General features: G+C 57.8%; 12 protein-coding genes. 11 read left to right on the top strand and 1 reads right to left on the bottom strand.

Features of this window, described 5'->3' with window-relative positions; translation table 11 throughout:
• Positions 1–11: 11 nt before the first annotated feature.
• From ccoO to DSL70_RS06645, 10 genes are all read left to right on the top strand, one after another.
• The gene (gene ccoO / locus DSL70_RS06690) at positions 12–770 is read left to right on the top strand and encodes a cytochrome-c oxidase, cbb3-type subunit II (protein ID WP_119307100.1); all 759 of its coding nucleotides are present in this window, start codon (positions 12–14) and stop codon (positions 768–770) included.
• 11 nt (positions 771–781) lie between these two features.
• Entirely contained in the window at positions 782–934 is a 153-nt protein-coding gene (locus tag DSL70_RS06685; RefSeq protein ID WP_119307099.1) for a cbb3-type cytochrome c oxidase subunit 3, read from the top strand.
• Between the two features lie 2 nt (positions 935–936).
• Entirely contained in the window at positions 937–1,812 is an 876-nt protein-coding gene (gene ccoP / locus DSL70_RS06680; protein WP_119307098.1) for a cytochrome-c oxidase, cbb3-type subunit III, read from the top strand.
• A 441-nt stretch (positions 1,813–2,253) separates the two neighbouring features.
• Entirely contained in the window at positions 2,254–3,717 is a 1,464-nt protein-coding gene (gene ccoG / locus DSL70_RS06675; RefSeq protein WP_119307097.1) for a cytochrome c oxidase accessory protein CcoG, read from the top strand.
• Between the two features lie 160 nt (positions 3,718–3,877).
• A complete protein-coding gene (locus tag DSL70_RS06670; RefSeq protein WP_119307096.1) occupies positions 3,878–4,405 on the top strand; it encodes a FixH family protein in 528 nt (175 codons plus the stop codon).
• A 17-nt stretch (positions 4,406–4,422) separates the two neighbouring features.
• Positions 4,423–6,690, top strand: coding sequence for a heavy metal translocating P-type ATPase (locus DSL70_RS06665; protein WP_119307095.1), 2,268 nt, complete (start codon positions 4,423–4,425; stop codon positions 6,688–6,690).
• A 102-nt stretch (positions 6,691–6,792) separates the two neighbouring features.
• Entirely contained in the window at positions 6,793–7,008 is a 216-nt protein-coding gene (gene ccoS, locus DSL70_RS06660) for a cbb3-type cytochrome oxidase assembly protein CcoS (RefSeq protein WP_119307094.1), read from the top strand.
• Positions 7,009–7,038: 30 nt separating this feature from the next.
• The gene (locus DSL70_RS06655) at positions 7,039–7,458 is read left to right on the top strand and encodes a hypothetical protein (protein ID WP_119307093.1); all 420 of its coding nucleotides are present in this window, start codon (positions 7,039–7,041) and stop codon (positions 7,456–7,458) included.
• A complete protein-coding gene (locus tag DSL70_RS06650) occupies positions 7,455–8,120 on the top strand; it encodes a DedA family protein (protein WP_119307092.1) in 666 nt (221 codons plus the stop codon). Before DSL70_RS06655 ends, DSL70_RS06650 begins: the two co-directional genes overlap by 4 nt.
• Before the next feature lie 9 nt (positions 8,121–8,129).
• A complete protein-coding gene (locus tag DSL70_RS06645) occupies positions 8,130–8,774 on the top strand; it encodes a LysE family translocator (protein WP_119307091.1) in 645 nt (214 codons plus the stop codon).
• Between the two features lie 109 nt (positions 8,775–8,883).
• Here DSL70_RS06645 and hemA read toward each other — a convergent pair whose 3' ends face one another.
• The gene (gene hemA / locus DSL70_RS06640; protein ID WP_119307090.1) at positions 8,884–10,161 is read right to left on the bottom strand and encodes a 5-aminolevulinate synthase; all 1,278 of its coding nucleotides are present in this window, start codon (positions 10,159–10,161) and stop codon (positions 8,884–8,886) included.
• Between the two features lie 431 nt (positions 10,162–10,592).
• On the opposite strand from hemA, the gene DSL70_RS06635 reads away from it, so the two are divergent.
• Positions 10,593–12,272 carry a B12-binding domain-containing radical SAM protein gene (locus tag DSL70_RS06635; protein ID WP_119307089.1) on the top strand — a complete coding sequence of 560 codons (1,680 nt, stop codon included), beginning with the start codon at positions 10,593–10,595 and terminating at the stop codon, positions 12,270–12,272.
• Positions 12,273–12,288 lie beyond the last annotated feature (16 nt).

Genomic DNA, 12,288 nt, shown 5'->3' with positions numbered 1-12,288 from the left:
GAGTGGTTGGCATGTCTTTGATGAATAAACACGGCATTCTCGAACGCCACTCCATGCTGCTGCTCGTTGGCATCCTGATTGTGGTTGCCATCGGTGGTCTGGTCGAGATTGTTCCGCTTTTCTATCTGAAAAGCACCATCGAGAAGGTTGAGGGCATGCGCCCTTATACCCCGCTCGAACTCGCTGGTCGCAACATCTATATCCGCGAAGGCTGCTATCTGTGCCATTCACAGATGATCCGCCCAATGCGTGACGAAATCGAACGTTACGGCCATTACTCTCTCGCAGCCGAGTCCATGTACGACCACCCCTTCCAGTGGGGTTCCAAGCGTACAGGTCCGGATCTGGCGCGCGTGGGCAACAAATATTCCGATCTCTGGCACGTCAGTCACCTGACGGACCCGCGTTCGGTTGTTCCGGAATCCGTCATGCCAGGCTATCCATTCCTGACCAAGAGGGAGCTCAAGGTGCCAGACATCTCCGCTGACCTCAAGGTCAACCGGATGGTGGGCGTGCCTTACACCGATGAACAGATTGCCAATGCCAAGGCCGACATGCTGGCTCAGGCAAATCCTGACGACGACAATGTGGACGCATTCCTGGAACGCTATGGCCAGACCATTGGCGACCAGACCCGCGAACCCACGGTTCGGGATTTCGATGGCAATCCGGCAAAGGTGACCGAAATGGACGCACTTGTTGCCTACCTGCAGATGCTTGGCACCTTGGTCGATTTCTCGATCTATGATGACAAGGCGGACCTTCGCTAGGGAGCAGCTTCATGTCGACCTATGAAACTTTGGCTAACTTCGCGCAGACCTGGGGCTTGCTCTATTTCGTGCTGATCTTTGCCGGTGTGCTGGCTTATACCTTCTGGCCCACCAACAAGAAGCGGTTCGATGATGCAGCCCAGATGCCACTGCGGGAGGACTGAGAATGAGTGAACACAAAAAAGATATAGACCACCTGTCCGGGGTAGAAACAACCGGTCACGAATGGGATGGCCTGAAGGAGCTCAACAACCCGCTGCCGCGCTGGTGGCTGTGGACCTGGTATGCCTGTATCGTCTGGGCGATTGGCTATTGGGTGTTGTTCCCGGCCTGGCCAATGGTGTCGAGCTACACCAAGGGCTATCTGGGCCATACCAACCGCGAAGACGGCATCAAGGCCTATGACAGCCTGATCGCCAAACGCATGGAGCAGGGCGCTGGCCTGCAGGACGCCACTGTCGAGGAGATCCTCGCCAATGACGACCTGCGTCAGTTTGCGGTTGCGCAGGGGGCTGCGGCCTTCGGTGACAACTGTGCGGCGTGCCACGGATCCGGCGCTGCCGGCGGCAAGGGCTATCCCAACCTGCTGGACGACGACTGGCTCTGGGGTGGCACCATCGAGGATATCTATACCACCATCCGGTTTGGTATCCGCTCGACCCACGATGACACCCGCTTGAACGACATGACCGCCTTCGGTCGTGACGAGATCCTCGAGCCGGAGCAGATCCAGACGCTCGCCGACTATGTCTTGTCCATTTCCGGTCAGGAGCCTTCGGCCGGTGCCAATCTTGAAGAAGGGGCAACCCTGTTCCAGGAAAACTGCACCTCCTGCCACGGTGAGGACGCCAAGGGTCTGAAGGAAATGGGCGCGCCCAACCTGACAGACGCCATCTGGCTCTATGGTGGCGATCGCGCAACGATCGTTGAGACCATCACCAACGGCCGCAAGGGCGTGATGCCGACGTGGGAAGCCCGTCTTGATCCGGTTACGATCAAGTCTCTGGCTGTCTATGTCCACACCCGTGGCGGCGGCCAGTAGGAAGAAACTTTGATCGGGGGTGGCATGCCTCCCCCGGTTTCATGGGACGAGGATGGACGATGTCGTCCAGTCCCCTTTTCCTGCCCGGTCGCGGATACTATTTATGCGACAATTTGTCTCGGTATTTTTCCTAAAATTTGCAGCCACTCTTCTGTAGAACAAGAATGACTGGCTATTTTTTTGGCCAAATACTGGTAAATCACATGCGAATTACTTTGGGTTCTCAGTCTTGATGACAAAACCCTGAGGAGTTCCATGAAGGACCGGGTTGAGGTAGAGACTTGGAGACCATGTCCCGCAAGGACCGATGACGGCCAGCCCGGGACCCGGCCGCAGGCTGACTGAAGGGTCGGAATGCGGTGGGAATGATCTGAGAGGAAGCCGGCAGCGAGAGGCCGGTCTGGGAAGGTCATTCCGGAGACCATTTCGAGGAGACAGAAGATGACGGTTGATGCCCCAGAGACCAGCTCGGACAACAGCCCTGGTGACATGCAGCTCTATGCTACTGCAAAGAAGGTGTATCCGCAGAGCGTCAAGGGCCGGTTCCGGAATTTCAAATGGGCCTTTATGATCTTTGCCCTCGGCATTTACTATTTCCTGCCCTTCGTGCGATGGGATCGCGGACCGAATGCCCCTGACCAGGCTGTCCTGATCGACTTCCCGGCCCGCCGCTTCTATTTCTTCTTTATCGAGATCTGGCCGCAGGAAGTCTATTATCTTACCGGTCTGTTGATCCTAGCCGCGCTCAGTCTGTTTCTGATGAACGCACTTGCCGGGCGCGTCTGGTGCGGTTACATGTGCTTCCAGACCGTCTGGACGGATCTGTTCATGCTGGTGGAGCGCTGGATCGAGGGCGACCGTCGTGAACGCATGAAGGCAGACCGCCAGCCGATGACCGGCAAGCGCGTTGGCAAGCTGCTTTCCAAACATGTCATCTGGCTGATGATCGCCTGGTGGACCGGTGGTGCGTGGGTACTCTATTTCGCCGATGCACCGACGCTGGTCAAGGAGCTCGCCTTCGGACAGGCCCCGATGGTGGCCTATGTCTGGATCGGCATCCTGACCGCGACAACCTACATCATGGCCGGACACATGCGTGAACAGGTCTGCGTCTATATGTGCCCGTGGCCACGCATTCAGGCCGCGCTCACCGACGAATGGGCGCTCAATGTCACATATCGCCGTGACCGGGGTGAACCACGCGGCTCACTGAAGAAAATGAAGGCCCGTGCCTCGGAAGGGCTGCCCGCTGGCGATTGCGTCGACTGCGGCCAGTGCGTCGCGGTCTGCCCGACCGGCATCGACATCCGCGACGGTGCCCAGCTCGCCTGCATCCAGTGTGGCCTCTGCATCGATGCCTGTGACAGTGTCATGGCCAAGATCGGCAAGCCGCGCGGTCTGGTCGACTATGACACCGACATCAACATCCAGCGCCATCTGGAAGGCAAGGACAGCATCTACCGCTTTATCCGGCCGCGCACGATCATCTATATAGCGATGATCTCTCTGGTCAGCGGTCTGATGCTCTACACGCTGCTCAATCGTCAGCTGGTCGATCTCAATGTCCTGCATGACCGCAATCCGCTGTTCGTGACCCTTTCTGACGGTGCGATCCGCAATGGCTATACCATTCGCCTGATCAACAAGGCTTCCACCCACAGGGAGTTCGAAATGTCTCTGGTCGGTGTGCCCGAAGGCTTCACCATGAAGGCGGTGGGCATCGAGAGCTCTGATCCGGATTCGATGATCATTCCGATCGATCAGGACATCACCAAGGAACTGCGTGTTCAGGTCTTTGCGCCACCCAAGGCCAAACTGGACAAATCCCAGCAGATCGGCTTCAACGTCAAGGATACCGTAACCGGAGAATCCCAGACCGTGACCGACTATTTCAAGGCGCCATAAGGGGTCTTGAAGACAAGGTGAAGGGGCTTTGGCTTGAAGTCCCGTGTGTCAGCCGATGCCGGTATCTGGTGTCGAAAATGGAACACGCGGGACGATCTTGCTCCAAAGCCTCTCTTTATTTCTGGCAACCAACGCGCATAATGGCTAAGGATAAATCCGAATGAGCATCGATCAAGAGGCAGGATCAATGGCAGTATCATCTGGCAAACGCGAAAAGAAACTGACTGGCTGGCATGTGCTGCTCTGGCTGTTCGGCTTTTTCGGGGTGATGTTTGTTGCCAACGGCTTCTTTGTCTATTATGCCCGCTCCACATGGCCAGGTGTTGTAGAGGACAGCCCCTATCAGGCCAGCCAGAATTACAACAGGACGCTGGCTGAAGCGGAAGCCCAGAAAGAGCGCGACTGGCACATGGAAATGGCACTCAAGCGCAGCCAGCAGAGTGTCTTTCTTGTTCTTGAGGCGAAGGACAAGGACGGTAAGCCGCTGACGGATCTGACCGTCGAGGCCAATGTCGGCCGGGTGGTGACCGAGGATTTCGACCACAAGCTGACCCTCGTCGCCTCTGGCGATGGTGTCTATCAGGGCGAAATCGGCACTCTTGAGCCGGGACGTTGGCGTATCAAGCTCGAAGCCATGCAAGACGGGCAGCCACGCTTCCAGACGAATGAAACCATAGCGCTCGAATAGTCGGCAAGGGTTTTGCCATGACCGTACATCAAACCATCGAACGCGACTGGTCGGCTTTTTCCGAGAGCCTGCCTGACGGTAGCGAAAAGCTCGCTCTGGCCGTCGAGGGGATCTATTGCCCGGCCTGCATGACGCGGATAGAGAAGGGCTTGATGGATCTGGAAGGGGTCTGCAACGCCCGTGTCAATCTATCCTCCCACCGGTTAGCCGTCACCTGGAACCCGGCGGAGACCGATCCGGAGAAGCTGCTGAGGCGGCTGGCCGATCTGGGCTATGGCGCCCATCCGTTCGATCCCGGCCGCGTCAAGACCGAGGAAAAGCGCGAGGGCCAACGTCTCTTGCGGGCGCTTGCCGTGGCAGGCTTTGCCGCGATGAATGTGATGCTGCTGTCAATCTCGGTCTGGTCGGGCAATGTATCCGACATCACGCCCGAGACGCGGGATTTCTTCCACTGGCTGTCGGCGGTGATAACCTTACCTGCCGCCGCCTATGCCGGTCAGCCCTTCTTCAGCTCCGCCTGGCGGGTGCTGCGCAAGGGGCATCTCAACATGGATGTGCCGATTTCCATCGGGGTCATTCTGGCGCTGTTCCTCTCGGTGCTGCAAACGGTGCAGCATCAGGCGGAAGCCTATTTCGAGAGTGCCCTGATGCTGCTGTTCTTCCTTCTGGTTGGCCGCTGGCTTGATCAGATGATGCGGCTGAAGACCCGCGCCTTTGCAGAAAATCTCACCGCGCTCAAGGCAGAAACGGCGATGAAGCTGTTCGCTGATGGTGCCTTGCGCGAAGTGCCGCTCTCCAAGGTGGAGCCCGGCGACCGTGTGCTGGTCCGGCCCGGAGAGCGCGTCTCCGTTGACGGAACCGTCCTTTCGGGTGCCTCCGAAATCGACCAGAGCCTTGTTACCGGCGAAACCCTGCTGGTCAAGGTGGCCGAAGGTGATGCCGTCTATGCCGGCACGCTCAATGGCGAAAACGCCCTGACCATTTCGGTCACCGCCGCGGCCAAGGGAACCCTGCTCGATGAGGTCAACCGGCTCATTGATGATGCCATGGAGGCCAAGTCACGCTATCGCCAGTTGGCCGACAGGGCTGCTGAATGGTACGCCCCGATCGTGCATACGGCCTCAGCGATTACCTTCGCTGGCTGGTGGATCTACGGTATCGGCTGGCAGCCCTCGCTGGTCATTGCCATCTCGGTGTTGATCATCACCTGCCCTTGTGCGCTCGGGCTGGCGATTCCGGCAGTGCAGGTCGTCGCATCGGGTTCGCTCTTCCGCAATCAGGTCCTGCTCAACCGGTCCGATGCCCTTGAGCGCTTCGCCAAGGTCGATCTGGTGGTGTTCGACAAAACCGGCACCCTGACCCGCCCGACCTCAGGTCTGGTCAATCCGGATGCCTGTGATCAAGAAACCCTGAAGCTGGCCATCGCACTTGCCAAGGCTTCGAGCCATCCACTGTCCGCTGCCCTTGCCGCTATGGATCGCACCGTGCGGCCACTCGAAGAGGCGGCCGAACAGAAGGGCAAGGGGCTTGAAGTCAGCCACGAAGGCGAATTGCTGCGGCTTGGCTCGATTGATTTCTGCTCTGCCCATGCGGAAGCCGCCGAGGTGCGCAACGCCCACCCGCAGGCCTCGCTGATCGCCTTCCGGCGTGGTGAGCGCAAACCGGTGGTCTTTGCCCTCGAGCAACAATTGCGCTCTGATGCGAAGGCCGTGGTCGACAGCCTCAAGGCGCGCGGTCTCGAACTGATGATCCTGTCCGGCGATCAACGCCGCGCCGTGAGCGATATCGCCGACGCGTTGGGCATCGAGCGCTATCACGCAGGTATTTCCCCGACTGACAAGATCGCTCTCATCGAGGCTGAAAAGACCAAGGGCAAGAGGGTGATGATGGTCGGCGATGGGCTCAATGATGCCCCGGCGCTTGCCAGTGCCGATGTGTCGCTGTCACCGGTCACCGCTGCCCATGTCAGTCAGGCTGCTGCCGATGCGCTGTTTCTGGGCGAAAGGCTTGCGCCTGTGTTGCAGGTTCTTGATATCAGCAAACGCGCCCGCCGCATCATGGAACAGAATCTCTTTCTGGCGACCCTTTACAACATCGTGGCGGTGCCTTTTGCCATCGCCGGATTTGTCACGCCGCTGATTGCAGCGCTCGCCATGTCCGGTTCTTCGCTGGTGGTTACCATCAATGCCCTGCGCGCCCGCGCCAGAAGCGACCCGTGGTTCACCGATAATGGCGGCTTCGACGAAGCCCTTGCCGACCGGTCAGCGGGCGACACAGACAGATAACATTGGTTACAAATTTCCCGTTTCATTGACCCTGTCTGCTTGCTACCAATAGAGCATCGCATGGCATTTCCCCGGGTAACGCACCACAGGAGCCGCAGCAACATGAACGTTCTGTTCTTTCTCATTCCCATTGCCCTGGGGCTTGGTGCACTTGGTCTCATTGCCTTTCTATGGTCCTTGAAGTCCAATCAATATGAAGACCTGCAGGGCGCGGCCTATCGCATTCTGGATGATTCCGATCTCGAACCGGAAGAACAAGCCAGGATCCTGTCCGCCAAAGGCACCCGCAAAGGTCGGGATGGACTGAAGGAGGGGTGATCTCCTTCGGCTAGGGAAAAGGAACGCAAAATGCTCAAGGCTTTGCGATATTTCTGGAAAGAACAGCCGATTGCTCTTTCGGTTTTTGTTCTGGCGCTGGTGCTGCTGGTGTTTTTTGGCGTCCGCTTTGTCGATCGCTTCCTATATTTTCACGATCCTGCCCATCGCAATCAGGCCCTTGAGCCTTGGATGACGCCGCGCTATGTCGGCATGAGCTACGAGCTGCCGCGCGAGGTGATCTTTGATGTCATGGGGATTGGCGACACCGAAGGCCGTCGGGTGCATGTCGGCGAAATCGCGGCCCGCATGGGTATCTCGCTCAACGAGCTGGAGGCCCGGGTGCGCAAGGCCAAGGTCGAGTTCATCGAGCAGCAGAAACAGCAACAGCCACCCAAGCCGCCAAAGCCTCCAAAACCACCAAAGCCCGCAGCGGAGCGGAAAGGGCCATGATTGACACCATTCTCGCTCTTATTCCGACCTACGGTCTGTGGGTCATCTTCGTGACATTGACGCTTGGTGCCATGGCCGTGCCTCTGCCCAGCTCCATGCTGATGATCGCTGCCGGGTCTTTTGCCTCGTCCGGTGACATCGACCTCTACACGGCGATGGCGGCGGCCTATGTCGGCTTCCTGCTCGGCGATCAGATGGCCTTTCATGTGGCTCATTTGGCGGGCCCTGGCCTCATGGATCGCTTTCGCAAATCCGCCCGCGTCGCCCCGATGGTCAATCGCGCCGAACGCCTTCTGAACAAGCGCGGGGTACTGGCGGTGCTGATCGCTCATACGGTGGCCAGCCCGGTGGGACCATGGATGAACTATCTGTGCGGGGCAGCACGGATGAAATGGTTGCATTTCTCGCTGGCATCCCTGTTTGGAGCGGCCTGCTGGGTTGCGGCCTATGGGCTGGTTGGCTATTACTTTGCAGACCGTCTGGCCGATCTGGCCCAGCTTGCCAATGATGGCATGGGCTTTGTGGCGGCATTTGCCATTGCCGCCGCCGCTGCCTGGTGGCTGCGGATCAGCTGGAAGAAATACCGCGAGAAGATGCAATCGGAAGACCCTCTCGGGCAAGACAGTGTCTCCTCTGCGGATGAGCAAGGGCTGAATGCCTGAGGAACCGCCATGCTTTTCTCGTTTGAGACCCTCGGTCTGTTTATTGTGACCTCGGCCGTGCTCGGCCTTGCGCCCGGGCCTGACAATATCTTCATTCTCACCCAGTCGGCGCTGTCCGGCCGCAAGGTAGGTCTGGTCGTGACCCTTGGTCTTTGTACGGGCATTCTGGTGCACACGATGCTGGTGGCGGTCGGTGTGTCGGTCATCTTCCGCACCTCGGAGATTGCCTTTACCATTCTGAAGCTGGCAGGTGCTTCCTATCTCGCCTATCTGGCGTTTCAGGCCTTCAGGGCCGGTGCCAGCGAGCTTGGCAGCGGAAAGGGCAAACCGACGACCCTCAACATGCGCAGGCTTTACATGCGTGGCATCCTGATGAATGTCACCAATCCCAAGGTCGCCGTGTTCTTTCTTGCCTTCCTGCCCCAGTTTGCCGATCCCTCAAGAGGGGCTGTCTCCCTCCAGCTGTTCATGCTTGGCATGATCTTTGATATCGTCACGCTTTTGGTGTTTTCCCTCATCTCGCTCTGCGCGGGATATCTTGGCGACTGGTTGAGAAAAACGCGGGGTGCCCAGATTGCGCTCAACTATATTGCGGGCACCATTTTTCTTGCGCTGGCCTTCCGTCTTGTTACCACCCGTTTTTCCAACGGCTGATGCGCTGGACGAAAAGGCACAACGGAGAAGAGATCACAAAAAAGCACCAGATGCCCGAAGGCAAATGGTGCTTGCTATGAGTTTTAGCTGGAAAAAGCTAAAATGAAACTTAGCCGCCTACGGCCTGAAAGACCTGCTGTTCAGGCTGCTTGGTCAGGTCGTGAAAGGTGCCCGGCTCGATCAGCGGCAGCTTTAGCTGCTGCCAGACATCCTTCAGCGCTTCGCACAGCCCGTCTACCAGCTTGTCGTCATGGAACGGGGTAGGGGTGATGCGCAGACGTTCCGTGCCACGGGGCACAGTGGGGTAGTTGATCGGCTGGATATAGATGCCGTGCGTATCGAGCAGGATGTCCGACGCCTTCTTGCAAAGGTCCGGGTCGCCGACAAACAGTGGCACGATGTGGGTTTCCGAAGGCATGACCGGCAAACCGGCTTCAGAGAGAACCTTCTTGGTGCGCTCGGCCTGACGCTGCTGGCCGTCGCGTTCGCTCTGGCTCTGCTTGAGGTGGCGTACCGAACAGCAGGCCGCGGCGGCAATGGCCGGTGGCATGGCTGTGGTGAAGATGAAGCCCGGCGCGTAGGAGCGCACGGCGTCGACGATCGGGGCCCGTGCGGTGATATAGCCGCCCAGTGTGCCGAAGGCCTTGGCCAGCGTTCCCTCGATGACGTCGATGCGGTCCATCAGACCTTCGCGCTCGGCAATCCCGGCGCCGTGAGGGCCATACATGCCGACAGCATGCACTTCGTCAATGTAGGTCATGGCGTTGTACTTGTCCGCCAGATCGCAGATTTCCTTGATCGGGGAAACGTCACCATCCATCGAATAGACCGATTCGAAGACGATCAGCTTGGCACGTTCCTTGCCGGCAGCAGCCAGCAATTCTTCCAGATGTTCCATGTCGTTGTGGCGGAAAACCTGTTTCTGCACACCGGAATTCTTGACCCCGGCGATCATTGAGGCGTGATTGAGTTCGTCGGACAGGATCAGGCAGTTCGGCAGCAGTTTGGCAATGGTCGAAATGGCAGCTTCGTTGGACACAAACCCGGAGGTAAAGACCAGAGCGGCCTCCTTGTTGTGCAGGTCGGCCAGTTCGGCCTCGAGCTGGACCAGCGGATGGTTAGTGCCCGAAATGTTGCGTGTGCCACCTGCGCCGGTCCCCATCTTGTGGGCGGTTTCGCTCATGGCTTCAATCACATCGGGATGCTGTCCCATGCCCAGATAGTCGTTGGAGCACCAGACGAGGATTTCGCGTTCCAATCCATTGTCGGCGCGCCAGATTGCGTGCGGAAATCGCCCTGCCTGCCGTTCAAGGTCGGCAAAGATACGGTAGCGTTTCTCTTCCTTGAGGGAAGATACGGCGCTTTCGAAAAAATCAAGATACTGCATTATCACTGATATCCGCTTGTTTCTGGTCCAAGGTAAGCGAACCGGTCGGTCTTGGTATTTGGCCTGAAATCTGGCCGGTCTGGGCCATTTCTTCATTGGTTGGTGTCAGGCCCGGGTCCTATTTTAATAGGTCTAACTTTACCCGACACTTTGCGCTGACATCTTGAGATTTGTCAATTGTCCCAAGGCTTACAAATTGTTAAGGCGCCCGTAAGCATCCGGTCATCTTGTCCTTCCCGAACGCTGTAGCCATCAAATGGCCTGCCGTCAAGGGTGACGCTCGCCTATCTCAATCCAATGCCTAATTACAGGTTGTGCCGATAGAGTTTGACATTTGCCAGAATAAATGAAGAATTGACATAGGTAATAATGTGTAAGGATTAAATTCAAGAAATATAAATACTTATTTATTCATGCTGGGGAGCTGAACAATGTCACTGCATATCGCACTTATAACGCCGTCTCGCTATGATAGTGATGGTTATGTTCAGCAATGGAAGCGCCCTGTCATGGCGACACAGGCGCAGGCCGCAGTCAAGGCACTCCTGCTCGATTGCAACGCTCGCGGTGTGCTTGATGATGGCGAAAAGATCACCTGCGAAGACTATTATGAAATTTTTGGCCCGGTGCCGGTCGAAGGTATCGTTGAGCGTATCAAACAGGCAGGCAAGGGGGCGGTCTTTCTGACCGGCGTGCTGAGTGCCTTCTATCCCCGTGCCCTTGATCTGGCCCGCATGTTCCGTGCCCATGATATTCCGGTCGTCATCGGCGGCGTCCATGTCAACGGCATCAAGGCCCTGTTCAAGAACAATGAATACGGTCTGAAGGATGCTCTGGACATGGGAGTATCGCTGTTCATCGGTCAGGCCGAGGGCCATATCGACGGGCTCGTCAGGGATCTGGCAGCCGACACTCTGCAGCCGGAATATGACTATCTGCGCGCCCTGCCGGATCTGCGCAATGTGCCGATGCCTGCCTATGATATCGAGACGATCAAGCGCAGCTTCACCGGAGTCGTGCCCATCGAGACCAGTCGCGGTTGTCCCTTCCGCTGCACCTTCTGCTGCATTCCCAACACGCAAGGGGTCGAAATGCAGATGCGCGACCCGCAGGCCATCGCCGACTATGTGCGTGACTATGCCAGCCAGGGTGTAAAGACCTTCTTCCTGTCCGATGACAACATCGCCCGCAACAAGCGCTGGGAAGAGGTCTTCGACAAGCTCATCGAGATGCGCCAGAAGACAAAGCTGCGCTACGAGCTGATCATCGAGGCCGATACTGTTGCCTACAAGATTCCCCGTTTCATCGAAAAGGCCACAGCAGCCGGTGTGACCGACGTCTTCCTCGGACTGGAATCCATCGATCCCGAGACCATCAAGGCTGCCGGCAAGAAGCACAACCGCGCGGCCAACGTACGGGACATGTTCGCCGCATGGTACGAGCATGGAGCGGTCACCATATCCGGCTTCATCATCGGCTTTCCCGGAGAGACCGAAAAGAAGATATACGGCAACGTTGAAACGCTGGTCAGCGAATATCCCGGCGAGATCTTCACGCTGTCGGTTCTGACGCCGCTGCCCGGTTCGGTGGATCACAAGCGCCTTGATGAGCTGGGAACTTACATGGACCCTGATCTCAACAATTATGATCTGGGCCATTTCGTCTTCGATCACGACACCCTCGACCAGAGCGCCGTCAAGCGCCTGCGGCCGAGCATCGTGTCCCGCGTCTATTCCCTGCGCCGGGTGTGGAGCATCATGCTGCAAGGCCTGCGCAATCCGGTCAAACCCGTTACCAACTTCACATGGACCGTCGGTCTCACTCTTGGTTATCGGGTGGGGGGAACGGGGGTCTATGAAATCGGCTCCGGGCGCTACCGCAACCGCCATCTGCGCCGCCCCGGACTGCCAAAGGAACCGGCGCTGGTCTTCTATCCCAAATATTTCATCAAGGAGAGCTGGCAGGCGATCCATGCCGGTCTCTATCTGGCGACCTTGCGCAGCATGCTGTTCGTTGCGCGGCGCAAGGTGGCGAAGGAACGTGCGGCAGCCACTGCCGAGCGCGGCACGGCAGGCGCTCCAGCCCGCAAGCCTGCGCATAAAGCCGGATGAGACAAGATGTGCAGTA

Source organism: Cohaesibacter haloalkalitolerans, from assembly GCF_003574655.1.
Taxonomy (GTDB): Bacteria; Pseudomonadota; Alphaproteobacteria; order Rhizobiales; family Cohaesibacteraceae; genus Cohaesibacter; species Cohaesibacter haloalkalitolerans.
This window is presented reverse-complemented; position numbering and strand designations above follow the sequence as displayed.